Source organism: Psychrobacter sp. 1U1 (assembly GCF_051847535.1).
Lineage (GTDB): Bacteria > Pseudomonadota > Gammaproteobacteria > Pseudomonadales > Moraxellaceae > Psychrobacter > Psychrobacter saeujeotis.
Window position 1 is genome coordinate 65,082 of record NZ_JBPYDD010000007.1, and the last position, 21,207, is coordinate 86,288.

Genomic DNA, 21,207 nt, shown 5'->3' on the forward strand with positions numbered 1-21,207 from the left:
CTTAATTTTTCATTTTCTCAATCGTTTAGGATTTGCCCATGACCCCATCAGCCCATAATGCTGTTATGTTGCAACAACTTATAGAGAGTAGTAGTGAGGCGTTGGGGCAGCAATTATCACAGATGGTGCACAGTGCTAAAAATCCAGAAGTTATAGCAAATACTGCTTTTAATAAATTACGTTTAGATAGCCGTCATGTTGCTGACAATGATGCGTTTATACTATTAAAGAGTCAGACGCAGCAAGGTCAAGACCCGCAAAAGATTCGTGATTATCTATCACAAGCTGGCAAACGGGCAGCTCTTATCTTTTCAGAGATCAATCCATCAGCACTGTTTGATAATACCGATATATTACCTTGCCCTATCTTGTACGTACCTAACATTCGCCATTTTTTAGGAAGCCTGATACAAGCACGTTTGCAATATCAGCAGCCAATCACATTGCCAACAGTCGTCGCGGTCACCGGTACCAATGGTAAAACCACGATCAGTCAACTTGTCGCACAATTGGCACAGCTGGCTGGTCACGATAGTGCGGTCATGGGCACAGCAGGTAATGGTAAGCTTGACGCATTGTTACAAGCGCGCCATACCACAGGTGATGCGTTAGCAGTGCAGCAGTTTTTGTATCATATGGGCGAGCAAAATGTTGACTTATTAGCACTTGAGGCCAGCTCGCATGGATTGGATCAACAGCGGTTACAAGGTGTACCCGTCAAAGTCGCTATTTATACCAATCTAAGCCGAGACCATCTAGATTATCACGCCGATATGGCAGAGTATGTCGCTGCAAAAGCCAAACTATTTGATAAAGCCCATTTTCCAACCTTGACGCACGCTATTATTAATATCGATGATGAGCATGCGAACGTAATGATTGATACGGCTAAAGCCAGTAATTTGATCGTATGGACATATAGTTTGCAGGCTGATAATACGTCAGAGGTTGCTACTTTTGTCGCTACTAAAATTGAGCCTAGTCTACAAGGGGTAAAAATTGCTTTACGAAGTGTACTAGATGCCAGTCAAGGTAACGATGTGAACAATGTCAATATTATCAGCCCTTTGTTAGGGCGTTTTAATGTGGCCAATCTGCTGGCGGCAATTGCAGCAGCGGTAGCGTTGGGCATCAGTCTTGAGCGCATTGCAAGCTTGGTACCACAGCTACAAGGTGCAGTTGGACGTATGCAGCGTGTGCCATCGACCGATGGATGCTTTATCGTGGATTACGCGCATACTCCTGATGCGTTGACACAAGTGCTAAATAGCTTAAGAACGCATTGCCAAGGTCAGCTATGGGCGGTGTTTGGTTGTGGCGGCGACCGCGATGCAGGTAAACGTCCATTAATGGCACAAGCGGGGTTGTCTGGTGCTGATCAAGTAATATTAACTGCCGACAATCCGCGCACTGAAGATCCCAATATGATTTTGCAAGATATGCAGGCTGGCATGAATGAAGAGCAGTATCAGCGTACGCATATTGAGCCTGCCCGCCAACGAGCGATTGAGTATGCAGTAAGTCACGCCAGCGCCAATGACATTGTGGTTATTGCGGGCAAAGGTCATGAGACTTACCAAGAGATCAACGGTGTCCGTCATGATTTTGATGACAGCGTTGTTTTGCAGCAGGCGCTACAACAAGCGGGACGCATATAAATATAGGGTTTTATGCATAACCAAATATAACCATCAAGCCAAGACAAACAAAAATAACGAAATACCGTAGTCACCATATAGGGCAATCATTATGACAGCTGGCAACAACAATACCATTCAGTCGCAAGGACTTTATGTCTGGCAAGCAGACAACTTGCTGGCGGCTACAGAGGCGCTTAGCAGTCACTGGCAACAAGACCAATCAGACACAGAGATTGGCGTTACAAGCAATCGTATCACAACCGACACGCGCACCATCAAGGCAGGTGATATATTTTTAGCACTCAGTGGCGATAATTTTGATGGACATGACTATATCAATGTCGCTGCTGCTCAAGGTGCGGTCGCAGCAATCGTATCACGTCCAATTTCTACAAGTATTCCACAGTTGGTGGTAAGCGATACCCGTTTGGCTTTGGGGCATCTGGCCGCTTATCGTCGTCAGCAGCATCAAAACTTGACGGTCATCGCCATTACGGGCTCTAGTGGTAAGACAACTTGTAAGGAGATGCTCGGTAGTATCTTTGGCCGCTTGGCACCGACGCTTATTACTCGCGGCAACCTTAATAACGATTTGGGGGTTCCGATGATGCTGCTTGAGCTGTCTGATCATCATCGTTATGCCATACTAGAGCTGGGCGCCAACCATATTGGCGAGATTGCTTATACGACTGAGATTGTCCGCCCTGATGTTGCCTGTATATTAAATATCGGTACAGCGCATTTAGGGGAATTTGGTAGTCGTGAAGGCATATGTCAGACTAAAGCTGAAATTTATCACACTTTAACGGACGCTCAATTTGCTATTGTTCCTGATAAAGATGATTTTACCAACCAACTGCGCCGCATCGCCGAAAAGCATACCTCACACGTGATTGGTTTTGGCAATACTGATGTCAGTGCCAGCCACTTAGACGTAGAGCCTGAGCGCAGTGAGTTTAAGCTACATGTGGGCGAGCAAGTCCATGATATCAATTTGCCTTTGGCAGGCGAGCATAATGTGAATAATGCTTTGGCTGCTGCTGCTTGTGCTCATGCGTTAAACATCAATGTCAGCGATATCGTCATCGGTCTAGAAAATGCCCGACCTGCTAAGGGGCGTTTAAACAGTCAGCTATTAGGTATGCATAGGCTCATCGACGATACTTATAACGCCAACCCACACTCAGTACGTGCTGCCGCTAAAGTATTGGCTGCACAAACAGGTACGCAAGTCATGGTATTGGGCGATATCGCAGAGCTAGGTGATGCTGCTGTCAGTGAACATCAAAGCCTTGGACGGACTATTGGTGCCACGGGTATCGATGTACTGCTCTGTGTAGGCGAATATGCAGCCTATAGTGTTGCAGGTGCAAAAGAGGTGAGTGCGATCAGTGCTCATGCCTTTGATGACAAAGAAAGTCTACTACAATACTTGCAGACGTTTTTGCAAGCGCAGCAAGCCAAGCCTTGTACTGTATTGTTCAAGGGTTCTCGTTCCATGCAAATGGAAACACTTATTGATGCGCTAGTTGAGGAGTAGACGGTGTTAGTTTGGTTGTTTGAATGGCTTGGTCAGTATTACACACCGTTTTTTGCGGTTTCTTCGTTGACACTACGGGCATTACTTGCGGTTATTACCGCGCTTAGTTTTAGTTTGTTTTTTGGCGGGCGGGTTATTCGTCATCTACGCTCACTTAAGTATGGTCAGGCGGTCCGTGATGACGGCCCTCAGTCGCATCTAATCAAGACCGGGACGCCCACCATGGGCGGCGTTTTGATTCTGACTTCCATTGGGGTAGCCACACTGCTATGGGCAAGGCTGGGCAATCCTTACATTTGGATTTTGCTGATTGTAATGATTATCTTTGGCGCTGTTGGCTGGGCAGATGATTGGCTCAAGATTAAATATAAAAATCCTCAAGGCCTGATTGCTCGCAAAAAGTATTTTTGGCTGTCTGTTGGTGCGTTATTTGTCGGGGCTTCCCTTTACTATATAGCTACGCTACAGCCTGATATGGCAACGACGCGTGAGATGCAGGATCTGCTGATTCCCATTTTCAAAAACTTAACGATTCCATTTTCGGCCGTGCCATTTGGTATCGGTTTTATTATTTTTACCTACTTTGTCATTAATGGTGCCTCTAACGCAGTCAATTTAACGGATGGCTTAGATGGCTTGGCTATTTTGCCCATAGTGCTCGTCGCAGCAGGTCTGGGTGCGATGGCATATGTATCAGGTGATGTTAGATTTTCTGAGTATTTGCATGTTCCCTATATAGCTTATAACTCTGAAGTTATTATCGTTTGCGGTGCAATGATTGGAGCCGGTCTTGGGTTTTTATGGTTTAATGCGCATCCAGCACAAGTCTTTATGGGTGATGTGGGCGCTCTAGCACTTGGTGCGATGCTAGGTACGATTGCAGTCATGACACGACAAGAGATTGCTTTTGCTATTATGGGCGGTCTGTTCGTCGCTGAAGCAATGTCAGTCATGATTCAGGTAGGCTCATATAAACTCCGTAAAAAGCGCGTCTTTCGTATGGCACCATTGCATCATCATTTTGAAGAGATCGGTTGGAAAGAAACCCAAGTGGTCGCCCGTTTTTGGATTATTGCTATTGTATTAGTGGTATTAGGTCTGATGACTCTCAAGCTACGCTAACCTAAATTCTTAATTTGTCCCATAAAAAGTCATCTTTGATCTGTCGAGATGGCTTTTTTATTATTTAATGAGGGTTAATATCATCCGTTACCCATAAATTTTGCTAATATGCTCATCAAATATGTCTGATCTTGAGTTGCCTGTGTCTTTATTTACTTGTCCTATTTGCCACTCACTTTTACAGCCTGCTAGAGATACATGGCGCTGTGATGGTAGCCTGCACCCTAAGCAAACCTCGCATCCATTTGACGTAGCACGGCAAGGCTATGTCAACCTATTGCCAGTCCAACAAAAAAAATCCAAAGCACCGGGTGACAGTCAGCAATCTATTGATGCTCGCAAGCGGTTTTTGGACGCAGGATACTATCAGCCTCTGCAAACACTAATCTGTCAGCAAATGACCCAGTTATTGGCAGAAAACAGAGCAGCAATTGAGGAGGATGCACAGCCTATACGCTGGCTAGATATTGGTTGCGGAGAAGGCTATTATACGCAAGCAATGGCGCAAACTGGACTGGATACTTTAATCGCTGCAGACATCAGTAAGCCTGCGCTTGCCAGCTTGGCCAAAGTCAGTAAAGCGGCAAACTACCTTTGGTATCAACAAAGCACTGACACTAAGCAGATTGATACTAAACAGATTGATACTAAGCAGACTGACACGAAGAAGGCAGCTATTTATCCAGTAGTGACCAGTGCCGCGCACCTACCTCTACGTCCTTATAGCATGACAGGTATTAGTAGTATATTTAGCCCGATTCTACCAGAAGCATTTGCAGCAGTGTTGCAAGATGAGGGGTATTTATTGATTGCCAAGCCAGATGCCGGGCACTTGGCGAGTATGCGTGAAGCCTTGTTTGATAGCGTACGTGAGCATGACTCCGATAAGTTTTTGCCGGCTTTGGCGCCTTATTTTGAGCTGATAGACACGCATAATATTAGCGTCTCATTAAGCTTACCAGTAGAGGCGCTAACCGATCTGCTAACCATGACACCTTATGCTTACCGTGCTCATACTGAGAGTCGTCGAATATTATTGGCCAGTGCTGAAACTAAACCTTTTATAACCGAAGCAAAATTTGTGGTGTATGCCTTAAAAAAACGCACAACTTTATCGTGAGACTGGTCGCTTTATAATATAGGTCCCATGGTGGCGACGATATTGTTCCAAATTCGATAAGGTAGTGGCCAGTCATTGACTTGTGCTAGCGTTACTTTATCCGAGTCAGCGATATACTGGTATTGACGCTCGATAATATCTGCAGTCAGCGCTTTATTACTAAATACAATGTTGTTTTCATAATTTAGATCAAAGCTACGCAAGTCTAAGTTGGTCGAACCAATTAAGCTGATTTCACCATCAACGGTCAATGTCTTAGCGTGGAGCAAACCTAGCTTATATTCATAAATTTTTACCCCTGCCTGTAGTAATTGCCAATAGTAACTGCGACTGGTCGCTGCTACTACCAATGAATCATTGTGTTTTGGGAAAATCATCGTGACGTCTACCCCGCGAGAGGCCGTCGCGCATAAGATACTGACCAGCGAATAATCGGGTACAAAATAAGGGGTTGAGATGATCAAGGTATGCTGAGCTTGGCTGATAAGAGCGCCCAAAAACTGCGGCGTTGAGCCATGACGCTGAGTGGGACCATCTGCAAAGACTTGGGCGGCAAAACCTTCTTGTTTTATATGGGCTTGAGCATCAGCAGCATGGTTGGTGTAATAAGGAAAGCTATCCAAAGGTGTCTCTGGATTTTCAATCAACCAGTCACTGGCGAAAAGCATTTGATTTTGTGCAACCACTGGCCCTTCAACCCGCAGCATAATATCCACCCACGGCGCAAATTTTGGCTTTACTCGAAACTCAGGATCTGCACAGTTGCGACTTCCTGAGTAGCCGATCTGACCATCGATGACGGTGATTTTGCGGTGATTGCGCAAATCAATACGGCTAAATAGTAGCACCTTTATTGGATTGCTAACCGGCAAAGCAACACTGACTTGTACGCCAGCGTCCTTCATTTCTTGCCATATTTTGGAGCCAACCATTTTGCGTGAACCCATTCCATCGACCATTGCACGGCAAGTAACCCCTCGTTTAGCAGCACGTATCAGTGCCTGAGCGGTATCAATTCCCATTCCGTCAATGAGCCAAATATAATACAGGACATGAATATGATCGGTTGCTGCATCAAAATCTGCAATCATACGCTGACGTGTATCGGCTGCATCTTTCATCAGCTTGGCACGATTGCCTAAGGTGGTATGAAAGCCAGTTATATTGGCTGAATAGGCAAAGGCAGCTCGGTACTCTGGTTTGACGCCATCTGTGAGCGCCGCCTCACTACCGAGTACTTCAGGATTGTTGTGATGTATTTCTTTGATGGTTTTCTCATAGCGCTGTGCAAAGCCCTTGCCTAAGTGAACCTCACCGAACATCCAGTAGACAGCTACCCCGATATAGGGCAGTACAAATAAGACAACCAACCAAGCCAGTCTGGCTGATGAGGTTAATTCGGGACGCGAAAGTACTCGTAAAGAGATGATTAGCAGTAGTATAAAATGAATAACGAGTAAGATATCCAATATCATAGGGCGATCCGTTGTTGTTTTTTTGAATGCGTTGTCGAGTTGAGTGAGGTGCTTAGTATAACTTACTCTAAACATTGGTGTGGTTAGCAAACGGTTAAGGCAGTAGGCTTGTTGTGTTAGGCAGTAGCGAATGGAGTATTTTAATGGTAAAGAATACTATCGTCATGCACATTTTTATGACATCACACTTAAATATATGCTAATCCAAACAAAACCGATGAAAAAACTGTCTAGTAATATTTTAAAAATTATGCCAAATTGCAGTGACTCAATTATACGCTGTTATTTTCATCTAAATACCAGCGGTATTTATAGCGCACTAAGTAGTTAAAACAATAATCATCGTTCATTTATAGTGATAAAGAGGCGATTAATCTTTATCTTGATAGCAATGTTAAAACCAACACTGTTAAGCAAAGCAGTATTAGGAACAGATACATGGAAGATTTCGTCAATACAATAAACGGCATCATTTGGAGCTCAGCGCTAATTTACTTGTGTTTAGGAGCTGGTCTATTCTTCTCAATAGTGACACGGTTTGCACAAGTACGTCTCTTTGGAGAAATGATACGTCTGATATTTAAAAGCAAAGCAAGTCGCAATGGTATCTCTTCCTTTCAGGCCTTGACCTTATCGTTAGCAGGACGTGTGGGAATGGGTAACATAGCAGGCGTGGCTGCAGCTATCGGCTTTGGTGGACCAGGCGCTGTATTTTGGATGTGGGTAGTTGGGTTTTTAGGGGCGACTACGGCTTATATCGAGGCGACACTAGCGCAGATATATAAAGAAAAAGATGCGACGACTGGAGAGTATCGCGGTGGTCCTGCTTATTATTTTGAAAAGGCGCTGGGACAACGCTGGTATGGTATCGCTTTTGCGATTGCTGCTATCACCGCTTTAAGTATATTTTTGCCTGGTATTCAAACGAATGGTGTGGTCAATGCGGTCACACAGGTGATGGGTGAGGGGGCTACGCTAAATATTTTAGGTACAGACGTCAGTAGTATGAGGCTTGGGGCTATAGCGCTTATTCTCATTGTTTTTGGGATTATCATCTTTGGTGGTATCAAGCGTATTGCAACGTTTACCGAGATTGTCGTACCGTTTATGGCAACCGGTTATATTGTCTTAGCTTTGATAATCATGCTTATCAATTTTGAGCTGATCCCGCAAGTATTTGGGCTTATCGTTAGTGACGCCTTTACTGCGCAGGCGGGGTTGGGCGCTGCCATCGGCTGGGGTGTCAAACGCGGCGTTTACTCGAGTGAAGCTGGGCAAGGTACGACCCCTCATGCTGCTGCTGCTGCTGAAGTCGATCATCCAGCGCAGCAAGGATTGGTACAGTCCTTTTCTGTCTATATCGATACCTTGTTGGTTTGCTCTGCAACTGCCTTTATGATTTTGACAATGGGGACGTATAATATTCAAGGAACGTTGCCTGAGGGCCAATACCTTGTACAAAACGTCATGGCGGGCACCGAAATCAACTCTCCTGCCTTTACGCAGCTGGCGATGGAGTCAGTTTATGGGGCATTTGGCAATACGTTTATTGCTGTCGCTGTGTTCTTTTTTGCCTTTACTACTATCCTAGCCAATTATTATATTGCTGAAGTGAATGTCGCCTACTTGACTCGCTCTATTAGTCCTAGGGTCAACAGAATGGCGTTGTTTTTGGTTAAAGTATTGACGATGTCGATGATTGCTTATGGTGGTCTTAATTCGGCCGGCTATATTTGGGCGGTTGGTGATATCGGTGTTGGTCTGATTGCATGGTTGAATATCGTTGGTATTTTATTGATCTTTTTTATGGCACGTCCTGCGTTTAAGGCGCTTAAAGACTATGAGACCCAGCGCAAAGCAGGGGTGACTCGCTATACATTTGATCCTAATAAGCTGGGTATCAAAAACGCTCTATATTGGGAAGAGCGTCACTCGAAGGAGCAGGTAGACGTCAAGAATGGGTTTATGCGTAAATAACATGCGCAGATAATATCAATGGATAAGGCAGATATAAGTTAAGTCCGCTATCGATAAGTCCTATTTATCTATTAGCGGTAACCTTTTTTACGTAGCTATTTTTACATGACCATATTTTTTAGTTATTTGCTTGCTTTTGTACAGATAGTATACAAATAGTTGAAAAATTAAAACATAAAAATGAACATTCTATAAACATAAATCGGCACTATAAAGCGTATGCTCAAAGGTAACGACGATTGTCCACCAACAAGGTTGTATATATGAACAATAATTTGATAGGTAGTGATTTGGCCCGTGCAATGTTGCGTCGCGGTGATAAGCAGATATGGTGTGCGGTCAGTAACGATAGTGATAAACAAGCTTTGACTGCTATTCATGAAGATGACTATAGCGGTATCTATCCTATCGTTACTTATAAAGACGATCGCTTTATTTGTAACAAAGGAGAATCATGGATGCATGCGGTGCCTGTTCGTAGAGTTGAGCTGAGTCAAAACGAAATAGGATTTTGAGGCATACTTCTTTAAGTTACTCAACTTCTTTAGCAAACAACCGTTCACACCATAGAAAAGACCTTTTATACAATTCTAAATAGATAAAAAAAACAATTACTTATAACATTCACCCTCCATACATCTATAACCTTGTTTTATCAAAAATCTCAGGATAAGGTGTTTTTAGATGTACTTAATTTTCCTTGTTTATCACAGTATTAAACTACAAGGTTTTTCAAGGTTTAATAATGAATTAATTTAGGAGGAGTTAGAATGTATCAAGAATTGATGGGTAGTGAACTTACACGGGCAATGTTGAGCCGTGGTGACACGCAGATATGGTGTGCAGTAAGTGATAACAGTGACGAAGAGGCCATGTCGGACCAAGTCGATAACGACTTTACTGCTCGCATTGTCTCTTTTGATGATAATGGTTTTTATTGTACAGCGGGTATGGCATGGTTATTTGCAGTACCTATTAAGATCAGTCCACTAACACAAGAAGAGGCAGGGTTTTAGGTCTCTTATATCTTTATTGACCGATCAAGGAGTGATGGTTGATAAGGTTTTTTTAAAGCAAGGCTACGGCGATATAATGTTATTTAAAGTTACTTTAAATCTCTGAGAGTTTTTTCTGTAACATATCGATGACATCTAGCTGCATTCTGTCATAATCACCAATCCAAACCTCTTCTCCGTCTTCTGTCACTTCTTTAAGAGACTTAAAACGGTTTATCAGATCTCGTTGAAGATTACTTAATGAAGTATGTATCAAAGATATTTCATGATCAGTAAGTGAGATGTCATGTACCTTTTTTTCCATTGCCATACATCCTTTTTTATCGTGTATATTCATAAAGACGAATATACACGATAATGTCAAAAATGCAAACTATAGTTTATTAATAATTAGGTTGTCAACAATATTTGTGACGATTATTCAAAGTAACGCAAGAGATAAACCACCTATTCTAAACCCCGGTATAAGCAGTAGTACCGCTTATATTGAAAAATTATTATAAAAACGTTTCAGTCATATAATTGGATAATAGTCAGGTCGTATGACCATGAGCTTTATCTGTTTGATTCATTCTTAAAGAAGGTAGAGCAGTTGGTATAGATAAGTAAGCGATTGATGATATTGGTTTTTACTTGGTCATGGTTCAGGTAAAGTTATAACGAACATTGATCAATCAATTATGTTTTAAGTAAGTAGGATAAGCGATGAATCAATTGAGCCGACCAAAAATATTGCACCATAGGCCTAACTGGTTTGTTCCTTTGATTTGCCTGTTGGCTGGCGGTGTATTAATTGGGGTGTCTACCAATTTAGCAAAATACGCGGGTGAGCTTAAGCTGGCGCCGTTGGCTTTTTTATTTTGGTCGATCACAGGGGCGGCAATTATTTTATTCATCATCGCCTTGGTAAGAGATGAGTTACCGCCTTTAAACAAACGCAGCTTTGAATATTATCTGGTGGCAGCGCTGGTGAGCGTTGCAGGTTCCAATCTCATATTTTTTTCAGCCGTGCCACAAGTTGGTGCAGGTTTTGTCGCCTTGATTATCGCTCTACCGCCGCTCCTTACTTATCTTGGTGCCATACTACTGCGAATAGAGCGCTTTAACGCGCTTCGTGCGGTTGGTGTCGTGGCAGCTCTTTTGGGTGTGGGCGTGTTGGCAGCACGCAAGTTCTCTACCCCAGATGCCAGTGTGTTTTGGATTTTATTGGCACTTTGTGGTCCTGTTTTGCTCGCTATTGGCAATCTATACCGTACTTTACGCTGGCCAAATAACGCCTCTCCTAGCTCGCTTGCCCCCGGCATGCTGATTGCCGCTGCAATACTGCTGGGTATCGTCAGTATGTTGCCTAGCTTTTCAATCGCGGTGCCGCTGACAGAGTCTAAGTCGCTTTGGTTAATCGCTATACAGGCATTAATTTTTGCTGGTCAATTTTTACTACTGTTTTTACTACAAAAAACAGGCGGACCCGTTTTATTGAGCTTGTTAGGCGCAGTAGGGGCGATCGTTGGTGTCCCTGTGGCTATCTTTTTACAAGGCGAAGCGCCGCCTGAAGGGTTGTTATTGGGCGCCTCTTTAATTGGTATTGGCGTCGCGCTTGTCACCTGGGGCGGCGTAAAAATAGCAAAGGTGTCGATAGAGGAGATTTAAAGGTGTGGATTTAAAAATTTGTTATGATGATTGAGAAAAAGACTGTTTAATAAAGAACAGACAGGGAAATAACAACCAAACTCAAGGAAGATATATGTCTGCAACCAAAGAAGAAATCGTCGCGTTTATAACATCGGAGTTTCCTCAGACCAAATGTATCATCGAAGCCGTAGATGATAGCGGTGCGACTTTAGCCCATGATATTGGCATAGACGAGCTGCGCCCAGGTGGTACGGTCTCTGGGCCAGTATTAATGAGTATCGCTGATGTCGCCATCTATGTGGCGATACTGGGTAAAATAGGCATCGTCCCGTTGACCGTGACGACGAGCCTTACCATCAACTTTTTGCGTAAACCCTCCGCCCAAGCACGTATCATTGCTAAGTGTACGCTGATAAAAGTAGGGCGCACGCTCATAGTGGGCGAGGTCGCTTTATATTCAGAAGGCTCAAGCGACATGGTGGCTCATGTCGTTGGCACATATTCTGTACCGCCGCAGCTCAACTAAATGACGAGTGTGAGCTGCGCGAGGTAACAGATAGGGCTCTACTGATCATGTATTTTTGGTTCGCTACATCACCTAGAGACAGGGTATCTTGTATCTTGTAGAGGTCAGCTCACTTTTCTCACTCACTTTTCTCATAAGTATTTAGCAATAAATATCTAGCAATAAGTATCTAATAAATAGTTCACAGTCAATCGTTTACCAGCAGCTTTCTATGAGCAATTGTCTATGGACTATTTTTATAGATAAACTACTGACTAACCAGTGTCACCGTCTTAGTCGCATTTGCAGACGGCTGATTTAGCACCACCTTGCTGGCTAAAATATCCCCTTGGGAGTTAATTTTATAACATTCTGCTGCTGCGTCTTCAGTGCTAGTAGTCAGCAATAGGTTTTCTGAAGTAGTGATACACAGCCATGCTGTATTGTTGGTCTCTTGCGTCAGTGACCAGTCTTGCTCATACTTACCTGTTTTTTTACGCATACTGCTGTCGGCATAGACGGTTTCAGTGATAAATTTGCTTGAGTCGCCGACTGTCACCATCTTTGGAATAGTGGTGGTCTGATTGGATAGGGAGTATTTGCCCGTACTATCTGTAAAGCCATGAAATACTAACGGGTTTAGGGTAAAGTAGTTGATGGCGACTGACTGAGCAGTAATCCGATCATTCACTTTATTGATCGTATTTATTTCGGCACCTTGCACCGCTTTATTATTGAATTGAACGCGGCCTTTAGGCGTGACTTCTATGTCCGCCGATACGCTTTGGTTGTCTACCATTCCAACCAATCTTGCACTACGTTGTTTGGTGTAGATATTGAGCATGGCCGTCTCAACGGGGTATTGAGTCACAATATTGTTTGGGTTGTCGCTTGGGTTGGTATTGGCTGTCGTCCCACCACTGATGCCACTAGCACAAGCGCTTAGTCCTAGCCCTGCGATCATATATAATCCTAGTGTTTTCATGGTTTCATCCCTTAGTATGTTTAAGCAAGTATTATCAATATTATCAACAGTTACTTTACTATAGTCCAATTTTGAGCCAATGACATCTGCCAGCCCTCTTAGACCCTGCTATCATTACATCACTATAACAACCAGCAATTTTCCAGCGCGTTAAGGAATCATAAATGCCCACCAGCACCTCCAATAATATTAGCCAAATCAATCAAGACGATATCAACAAAGCCGTCTGGAACGCCTGTGATACCTTTCGCGGGGTCATCAGCGCCGATACCTATAAAGACTTTATCTTAACCATGTTGTTCCTTAAGTACCTGTCTGATGTCTATAAAGATGAATACAACAAACTCGTTGAGCAATTCGGCGACAACCCTGAGCTGATCCACGCCATGATGGCCAAGCAGCGTTTTGTATTGCCAGTAGGTGCCAGCTTTTGGGACTTGTACGAGCAGCGTCATCAGCCGGGCAACGGTCAACGTATCGATGAGGCGCTACATGCCATTGAAGAAGCCAACGGTACTAAGCTCAAAAACGTCTTCCAAGATATTAGCTTTAACACCGATAAATTGGGTCAAGAAAAGCAAAAAAACGAGCTACTACGCCATTTGTTAGAAGACTTTGGCAAAGATATTCTGAACCTTTCCGCTGAGCGTGTCGGTAGCTTAGACGTGATCGGTAATGCTTACGAGTACCTCATCAAGCACTTCGCCGCCAGTAGTGGGGCGACGGCGGGCGAGTTCTATACGCCGCCTGAAGTATCAAGCCTGCTTGCGACGATATTAGAGCCAAGTGAGGGCGATGAGATATGTGATCCGGCCTGTGGTTCGGGGTCTCTACTCATCAAGTGCGGGGCGATGGTACGCAAAAACTCAAATTCCAAGAAGTATGCGCTATACGGTCAAGAAGCCATTGGCTCGACATGGGCACTGGCAAAGATGAATATGTTTTTGCATGGTGAGGACAACCACCGTATCGAGTGGGGCGATACCATCCGTAATCCGCTGTTATTGGATAGTGACGGTCAGTTATTACAGTTCGATGTGGTGACCGCCAACCCGCCGTTTTCACTGGATAAATGGGGCCATGGTGATGCCAGTAGCGATCCCTTTGGTCGCTTCCATCGCGGTGTACCGCCCAAGACTAAGGGCGACTATGCCTTTATCAGTCATATGATTGAAACCCTAAAACCAAGCACGGGTCGCATGGGCGTGGTCGTGCCACACGGCGTGCTGTTCCGTGCATCAAGTGAGGGTAAAATCCGTCAGCAACTCATCGAAGAAAACCTGCTCGATACGGTGATTGGCTTACCTGAAAAGCTGTTCTTTGGGACGGGGATTCCAGCCGCTATTCTTATCTTTAAAAAGAATAAAACTGATGACACGGTACTGTTTATCGATGCCAGCAATGAGTTTAAATCGGGTAAAAATCAAAACCAGCTCACCGATAGTAATATTGCTAAAGTCATTGAGACTTATAAGGCGCGTGAAAGCGTCGATAAATACGCCTACCTTGCGAGCTTTGATGAAATTAAAGATAACGACTTTAACCTAAATATTCCACGTTATGTCGATACCTTTGAGGAAGAGGCGGAGATTGATTTGGATGCGGTACGTGCTGAGCGTCTTGAGTTAAAAGCTGAATTGGAAAGTCTAGAGACTGAGATGGCAGGGTTTTTAAAGGAGTTGGGTTATGGTGCCTAAGGGATGGGCTTTGCTTACCGTTGGAGATATTTTTGATGTACAACTGGGTAAGATGCTTAACAAAGCAGCTAAAGAGAAGCAGCCTCAACTCCACTATTTAGGAAATTCAAATGTTAGATGGGGTGAGTTTGAATTATCTGAATTGAATTCAATGTATTTCAGCGAAAGAGAAATCAATAAATACAAACTAGAATTCAATGATATTTTAGTTTGTGAAGGCGGAGAAGTGGGAAGATGCGCTATTTGGGAACGACATAATTCGCAAATTCTTTATCAAAAAGCTCTTCATCGATTGAGAGTAAAAGGTGAGGTTGTACCGAGATATTTTCAGAACTATATGCAAAGTATTGCAGGTACTAAATTGCTAGAAGACTATACCTCGCGAACTAGTATCGCTCATTTGACCAGAGAAAAGTTACTATCACTTCCTATTAAATTACCACCTCTCCCCGAACAACAGAAAATTGCCAACATCCTATCGACTTGGGATAAAGCGATTAGCACGACTGAGCATTTGATTCACAATAGTACCCAGCAGAAAAAAGCGTTAATGCAGCAGTTGCTGACGGGTAAAAAGCGTTTGCTTGATGAGTCGGGTAAACAGTTTGAAGGCGAGTGGGAGGATAGCAAACTAGGAAGTTTATACTCTTTCAAACGTGGTAAAGGTATATCCAAAGGTCAACTGACAGAAAATGGTAATAAGTGTGTGCTGTATGGTGAGCTATATACGCATTACGGTGAAGTTATTCGCGAAGTCAAAAGTAGAACAACGGAAACAAACTCTGTTAAGTCTATAAAAGGTGATGTGTTGATACCAGCATCAACAACAACTACAGGAATTGATTTAGCGAATGCTACAGCAGTTCTTGAAGATGATATCTTGCTTGGTGGAGATATTAATATTCTTAGACCTAAAAAAGCAATTGATGCAATATTTATGGCTCATCTTCTTACTCATACTAAAAAGTTCGAAATTGCTCGAAAAGGTCAAGGCATTACGATTATTCATGTTTATGGAAAAGACTTAGCAAGTTTAGACGTTTTAGTTCCCACAAATTTAAAAGAACAACAAAAAATCGCCACCGTGTTAACCACTGCCGATAAAGAAATTGAGTTGCTTGAGCAGCAATTGGCGGATTTACAGCAAGAGAAAAAGGCGTTGATGCAGCAGCTTTTGACAGGTAAGAAGCGGGTGGTGGTTGATGGGTGATTGCCTGATGGAAGCTAAATTATGAGCTTAGACATAACAGAACTTTTGAACACCTTGTTAGGGCTAGGTAGCTTTGGTTTAATATTAGCTGCATTTTTAATTGTTCTTTTTAAAGTGAAAGATATTGCTAGTATTCATGATTATCTAACAAGCCGAAAAAATAAAGCGATAACAGAAGCAATAAATTCAGGTCTGATCACTGACAAAAGTGCTGATTATCTTAAAGAATCATTAGAGAACAATCTATATAAGAATTTTGAGGGCGTGAACTGGGATAAATCGTTTCGAGAAAAGCTACTTGACCTGAGGGAAAAGTCAAATGGTCAGCTTACGTTTAATAAGATAAAAAGAGCTGTAATATTTATCGAGTCTAAAAACGATTCGCTTGTAGTAAAAATAAATTGCTTAGAGAAAATTTTTCTTAGAGTTGGCCTGATAATGGGTATACTCATGTTGCTTATCGGAATAACTATACTTGTCTTATTTCTTTTAGGATTGGAATCTGAATTAGCTACTGCTACCTCAATAAGGCAGTTTATTGTGAAGCAGGCAGTCACTATTTCTTTAGCTTTCTTATTTATGTTTGCTTCAATATGGCTAATGAGAGAAGGGCAGTCATTGAAGTTCGCTTTAGAAATAGACCAGATTTTGTCTAAAGATGAACGCTATCAGAGTGAAGTTGGAAACTGTAATATTCGTTCTATAATGAGTAGCTTATGGCAAGCTATAAAATCTATTGGCAATAAAATCAAAAGCATTTACTAAGCTATTAACGCAAAATTGAAGTTGTTTAATAATCGTTTATTGTTGCAATAGTAGTAATTATGGATAATTTAGGGGTCGTTTTTTGAAAAAGATGCAAAAGTGGTATCTGAATACATGTATTGACAGTGGTGTCAATAAGTCATATAATGGACGCAACACAACCGCCACGCTTAGTGCCCTCAGGGTAACGCGCAACCATGGCGGTTTTTTAATATCTGAAAATCCTGAGATTTATTCCCATGGAGTGACTAAATGACCTTAGTTACCTACTCCAAACCACCTATAACCTTTGCACAGCAAATCATGAGCCTTGAACAAAAAGGTATGCTTTTTGAAGATAAGGGGGCTGCTGAAGCTAAGTTAGCTAGTATTAGCTATTATCGTTTAAGCGGTTATTGGTATCCTTTTCGAATTCGTAATAACCAAAATGTCGTTACTAGTCAATTTCGGGGCGGAACAAACTTCAATGAAGTTATTTCTTTGTATCAGTTTGATCGTAAGTTGCGTTCCTTAGTTTTTGATGCTATTGAATATTTTGAAGTAGCCGTTAGAACCCAATTTACTTACCAATTAGGTCATAGCTACGGTGCTTTTGCACATGTAAATAGGCAAAACTTTCATCCTAAGTTTAAGCACTATAAATGGGTCAAAAAGTTAAAGTCTGAAGTAAAGCGCTCGAAAGATGACTTTATAAGACATTACGAAAATAAATATAACGATTTCCCCATAGTACCTATTTGGATGCTCACAGAGGTTATGTCCTTGGGTTCACTATCGCATGGTTATGAGGGTCTAAAGAATAATAATCGAGAAAAAAAGCATATTGCTCGATATTTTAATCTACATTATAAAAAGCTAGAGAACTGGCTCCATGTGTTGACATACATAAGAAATACATGTGCTCATCATAGTCGATTATGGAATCGTGCATTAGCTATTAAACCTAGTACCGCAGGTGATGCTCGTTGGAGTAGTATCAATACACCAAGAAATGACAGGATATTTTATATACTGTTAATGCTAAATCATTTATTAAAGGCAACTAACAATGCAGACAATTGGTCATCAGGTATAATTCAGCTTCTAAGACCATTAGCAGACAAAGAAGAATGGCGTTTGGCTATGGGGATTCCTGAGAGCTGGGAGCAGTATTTTTTATGAAAAACGAACCCAGCATTAACTTCGCCGAAGAATTCAGCTCCAAAATTCCTGCCTTAACCTTGCTTAGCACGTTGGGCTATCGGTTTATTCCACCCAGCGAATGCAGTGCCATGCGCTCAAAAGTAGCGTCAAACAAAGCTACTAATCAAGTAGTGTTATTGCCTATCATGCGTGCGTTTTTAGCCAAGCAAACTTTTACGTTTGAAGGCACAGCGCATCATTTATCAGACAGCGCCATTGATAAAATCATGCACGAGCTAAACCCTGCGATGAACTTAGGCTTGCAGCTCGCCAATGAAAAGCTCTATAACGCTATGCTTTATGGCGTGACCGTGACCGAGTTTATCGACGGTAAAAAGACCTCGCAAACCATCGGCCTGATAGATTGGGATCATATCGACAATAACAGCTTTCACGTTACCGAAGAGTTTGTCGTACAAAATGCCGAGGGTACAGGCAACGTCATTCCTGATATCGTCTGCTTTGTGAATGGTCTACCGCTGGCAGTGATTGAAGCCAAACGCCCTGATTCTAGTAGAGAGTGGCAGTCAACCAACGCGCAAGCTGTCTCCCAGCACATCCGTAACCAAGGTCAAAAACAAATCCCACATCTATTTGCTTATAGCCAATTATTGCTAGCGGTCAATGGTCATGACGGTCTGTATGCCACCTGCGGTACGCCAGAGAAGTTCTGGGCAAAATGGGTCGAAGAAGAGATCTCTGAGCCTGAGTTCAACCGTCTAAAAAACCAAAAGCTTAATGATGAGCAGCTTAGTCGTCTATTTGATCATCATCCTGCCGCAGCTAAAAAAGAGTACCTGTCACTGATTGATTCTGGTGATCTAGTCGTTACTGATCAAGACCGCTTAATTGTCAGCTTATTACAGCCTGAGCGTTTGCTTGAGATGATGCGCCTGTTTACCTTGTTTGATAAAAAGGCAGGCAAGATCGTTGCCCGTTATCAGCAAGTCTTTGGTATCAAAGCTTTGATTGAACGTATCAGCACTTTTGACGGCTCTGATGGTAAGTTGGGGAGTCGGCAGGGCGGTGTCATTTGGCATACCACCGGCAGTGGTAAATCCTTTACCATGGTGTTTTTCTCCAAAGCGCTTATTTGGTTAGAGGAGCTCGCGAAGTGTCGAATTATTGTTGTCACGGATCGTGTCGATCTGGAAACCCAGCTAAGCAATACCTTTAAGTCTGGTGGTGTAATAACCAGTAAACGTGATAGTCGTGACGCCATGGCAACTTCTGGTCGCTGTCTCGCGCAGCAAATCGGTCACGGTAATGAGCGCGTTATTTTCTCCATTATTAATAAGTTTGGCTCAGCCGTTAAGTATGATGAGTGCTACAACGACAGCCCAAACATCATCGTTATGGTCGATGAAGGTCACCGTAGCCAAAACGGTGAGAACAATATCCTTATGGCGCAGGCGCTACCAAATGCCGCCTTTATTGCCTTTACAGGTACGCCATTGCTCAAGGATGATAAGACCGAAAGCAAATTCGGTACTATCATCCACTCTTACACCATGCAGCAAGCGGTCAAAGATAAAACCGTCACGCCACTATTATATGAAGAGCGCGTTCCTGAGCTCAATACCAATGACGCTGCTATCGATGCTTGGTTTGACCGTATCACCCAAAAGCTTAGCGAGGATCAAAAAACCGATCTCAAACGTAAGTTCTCCCAAAAAGGTCAAATTTACCAAACTGAGGGTCGTATTGAGCTTATCGCTCATGATATCTCTGACCACTTCCAAAACTTTAAACAGCAGCATCTAAAAGGCCAGTTGGCTTGTGATTCTAAAGCCTCAGCTATCCGTTATAAAATGGCGTTAGACAAGATTGGCAAAGTGACCTCAGTGGTTGCCATGTCACCACCTGATACCCGTGAAGGGCATGATACCGTCGATGGCGAATCAAAAGACATCGTTCAGAACTGGTGGCAAGCCAATGTCGCTAATGAGTATGGCGGTGATGAAAAAGCCTATACGAAAGCTATCATAGAAGCCTTTAGTCAAGATGATGGTCCTGACATTATGATTGTCGTTGATAAGCTATTAACGGGATTTGATGAGCCAAAAAACACCGTGCTGTATATTGATAAGCCCTTAAAGCAGCACAACCTCATTCAGGCGATTGCACGGGTAAACCGCTTGCATGAGAAGAAGCGTTTTGGTTATCTGATTGATTATCGCGGCATCTTAAAAGAGCTGGATATCACCATTGAGAAATACCAAGACTTAGCCGATCGTACGCAAGGTGGTTTTGATATCGAAGACCTTAAAGGTCTATATAACGCGATGGATACTGAGTACAAGCAGCTACCCAGACTACATAGCGAGCTATGGGCTATTTTCTCATCGGTAAAAAATAAACAAGACGGACAAGCGTTAAGGCAGGTGCTTGCACCAAAGATGCAGGAAATAGAGGGCAGAGTAGTCGATACTAAGCTCAAAGAACGTGACGACTTTTATGCAGCTTTGACCACATTTTCTAACGCCATGAAAATTGCGCTGCAATCAGCGTCTTTCTTTGAAGACAAATCATTCGATTGCAAGCGTGATCGCTACAAAGCCGATCTAAAAGCCTTTATCAATCTACGTAAGCAAGTGCGCGAAGACGCTGATGAAACCATCGACTATGATGAGTATGAAGCTGATATTCGCAACTTACTTGATAAGCATATCGCAGGGCTTGAAGTTCGTGAGGCAAAAGGTGCTTATTTGGTTGGCAACCTAGGTAAGGATGTTAAGCCTGAAGAATTAAGCGATGATGAAGCCCGCAACCAAACGGATAAAATCACTGGTCGGGTGACCAAGATGATTGAACAAGATTTGGCTGATGACCCTTATGCCCAAGAGTATTTTTCTAAATTGCTTAAGCAAGCGATTGCGGATGCCAAGGCAATGTTCGATGCGCCAGTGAAGCAGTACATGATGTTTGCTGACTTTGAGCAAGCTGTCAAAGACCGTGATGTCGCTGATGTGCCGAATGACTTTGTCGATGATAACGGTAAATTAAACAAACATGCACAGGCGTATTTTGGTTTGTTTAAGCACTTATTTGAGGCTGATTTCTTAGCGGATAAAGAGCTAGATAATGACAAGCTGGTCGCTTATGCCTTTGAGATTGATAAGATTGTTAAGACAGCCGTGGCTGAGTATTCTATTAATCCAGCAGAGATCGAAAATGCTATTAGTGTCAAATTGCTGCCAATGTTATTTATGGATTTGGGTATCGATAAAGCGCAACAGCTCATTGAGGAAGTGCTAAAGATTACCCGGCTTGGGCTATCGAGAGAAGCAAAAAGCACGAAAGAGACAAGTAGCCCACGAGCAGCAAGAGGGTAGTAAGCA

17 protein-coding genes are annotated in these 21,207 nt (G+C 42.9%); 14 read left to right on the forward strand and 3 right to left on the reverse strand.

Going from position 1 to position 21,207, the window contains the following annotated elements; all coding sequences use genetic code 11:
- Positions 1-38 precede the first annotated feature (38 nt).
- The 4 genes from ACS8FB_RS11255 to ACS8FB_RS11270 all read left to right on the forward strand — a co-directional run bounded on the left by ACS8FB_RS11255 (position 39) and on the right by ACS8FB_RS11270 (position 5,422).
- On the forward strand, positions 39-1,658 hold the full coding sequence (locus ACS8FB_RS11255; RefSeq protein ID WP_439263017.1) for a UDP-N-acetylmuramoyl-L-alanyl-D-glutamate--2,6-diaminopimelate ligase: 1,620 nt from the start codon (positions 39-41) through the stop codon (positions 1,656-1,658).
- Between the two features lie 91 nt (positions 1,659-1,749).
- Positions 1,750-3,180 carry a UDP-N-acetylmuramoyl-tripeptide--D-alanyl-D-alanine ligase gene (locus tag ACS8FB_RS11260; protein WP_439263019.1) on the forward strand — a complete coding sequence of 477 codons (1,431 nt, stop codon included), beginning with the start codon at positions 1,750-1,752 and terminating at the stop codon, positions 3,178-3,180.
- A 3-nt stretch (positions 3,181-3,183) separates the two neighbouring features.
- Entirely contained in the window at positions 3,184-4,302 is a 1,119-nt protein-coding gene (mraY, locus tag ACS8FB_RS11265) for a phospho-N-acetylmuramoyl-pentapeptide-transferase (protein WP_439263021.1), read from the forward strand.
- 121 nt (positions 4,303-4,423) lie between these two features.
- The gene (locus tag ACS8FB_RS11270) at positions 4,424-5,422 is read left to right on the forward strand and encodes a putative RNA methyltransferase (RefSeq protein ID WP_439263023.1); all 999 of its coding nucleotides are present in this window, start codon (positions 4,424-4,426) and stop codon (positions 5,420-5,422) included.
- A gap of 11 nt (positions 5,423-5,433) precedes the next feature.
- On the opposite strand, the gene cls is transcribed toward ACS8FB_RS11270, so the two are convergent.
- On the reverse strand, positions 5,434-6,897 hold the full coding sequence (gene cls / locus ACS8FB_RS11275; protein WP_439263025.1) for a cardiolipin synthase: 1,464 nt from the start codon (positions 6,895-6,897) through the stop codon (positions 5,434-5,436).
- A 438-nt stretch (positions 6,898-7,335) separates the two neighbouring features.
- Between cls and ACS8FB_RS11280 the strand changes: the two genes are divergently transcribed.
- The 3 genes from ACS8FB_RS11280 (at position 7,336) to ACS8FB_RS11290 (ending at position 9,890) form a co-directional block, all read left to right on the forward strand.
- Positions 7,336-8,874: an alanine/glycine:cation symporter family protein gene (locus tag ACS8FB_RS11280; protein ID WP_439263026.1), complete on the forward strand. Its 1,539-nt coding sequence runs from the start codon at positions 7,336-7,338 to the stop codon at positions 8,872-8,874.
- A gap of 263 nt (positions 8,875-9,137) precedes the next feature.
- Positions 9,138-9,389, forward strand: a complete 252-nt coding sequence (locus ACS8FB_RS11285; RefSeq protein ID WP_439263028.1) for a hypothetical protein — start codon at positions 9,138-9,140, stop codon at positions 9,387-9,389.
- Positions 9,390-9,644: 255 nt separating this feature from the next.
- A complete protein-coding gene (locus ACS8FB_RS11290; RefSeq protein WP_299221196.1) occupies positions 9,645-9,890 on the forward strand; it encodes a hypothetical protein in 246 nt (81 codons plus the stop codon).
- Between the two features lie 94 nt (positions 9,891-9,984).
- Here the strand turns inward: ACS8FB_RS11290 and ACS8FB_RS11295 are convergent, their stop codons facing one another.
- Positions 9,985-10,200: a hypothetical protein gene (locus ACS8FB_RS11295; RefSeq protein WP_299221194.1), complete on the reverse strand. Its 216-nt coding sequence runs from the start codon at positions 10,198-10,200 to the stop codon at positions 9,985-9,987.
- Positions 10,201-10,595: 395 nt separating this feature from the next.
- Here ACS8FB_RS11295 and ACS8FB_RS11300 point away from each other — a divergent pair, with 395 nt between their 5' ends.
- Both ACS8FB_RS11300 and ACS8FB_RS11305 read left to right on the forward strand, forming a co-directional pair.
- Positions 10,596-11,540 carry a DMT family transporter gene (locus ACS8FB_RS11300; RefSeq protein ID WP_439263030.1) on the forward strand — a complete coding sequence of 315 codons (945 nt, stop codon included), beginning with the start codon at positions 10,596-10,598 and terminating at the stop codon, positions 11,538-11,540.
- Positions 11,541-11,634: 94 nt separating this feature from the next.
- Positions 11,635-12,048, forward strand: a complete 414-nt coding sequence (locus tag ACS8FB_RS11305) for a PaaI family thioesterase (protein ID WP_299221188.1) — start codon at positions 11,635-11,637, stop codon at positions 12,046-12,048.
- A gap of 247 nt (positions 12,049-12,295) precedes the next feature.
- Here ACS8FB_RS11305 and ACS8FB_RS11310 read toward each other — a convergent pair whose 3' ends face one another.
- A complete protein-coding gene (locus ACS8FB_RS11310; protein ID WP_439263033.1) occupies positions 12,296-13,012 on the reverse strand; it encodes a hypothetical protein in 717 nt (238 codons plus the stop codon).
- A gap of 164 nt (positions 13,013-13,176) precedes the next feature.
- On the opposite strand from ACS8FB_RS11310, the gene ACS8FB_RS11315 reads away from it, so the two are divergent.
- The 5 genes from ACS8FB_RS11315 (at position 13,177) to ACS8FB_RS11335 (ending at position 21,201) form a co-directional block, all read left to right on the forward strand.
- Positions 13,177-14,709 (forward strand): type I restriction-modification system subunit M, encoded by a 1,533-nt coding sequence (locus ACS8FB_RS11315; protein WP_439263035.1) that lies wholly within the window; start codon positions 13,177-13,179, stop codon positions 14,707-14,709.
- Positions 14,699-15,919, forward strand: a complete 1,221-nt coding sequence (locus tag ACS8FB_RS11320) for a restriction endonuclease subunit S (protein ID WP_439263037.1) — start codon at positions 14,699-14,701, stop codon at positions 15,917-15,919. Before ACS8FB_RS11315 ends, ACS8FB_RS11320 begins: the two co-directional genes overlap by 11 nt.
- Before the next feature lie 21 nt (positions 15,920-15,940).
- On the forward strand, positions 15,941-16,684 hold the full coding sequence (locus ACS8FB_RS11325) for a hypothetical protein (RefSeq protein WP_439263039.1): 744 nt from the start codon (positions 15,941-15,943) through the stop codon (positions 16,682-16,684).
- Positions 16,685-16,936: 252 nt separating this feature from the next.
- Positions 16,937-17,845, forward strand: a complete 909-nt coding sequence (locus tag ACS8FB_RS11330; protein WP_439263041.1) for an Abi family protein — start codon at positions 16,937-16,939, stop codon at positions 17,843-17,845.
- Positions 17,842-21,201, forward strand: a complete 3,360-nt coding sequence (locus ACS8FB_RS11335) for a type I restriction endonuclease subunit R (protein ID WP_439263043.1) — start codon at positions 17,842-17,844, stop codon at positions 21,199-21,201. Before ACS8FB_RS11330 ends, ACS8FB_RS11335 begins: the two co-directional genes overlap by 4 nt.
- Positions 21,202-21,207: the final 6 nt, after the last annotated feature.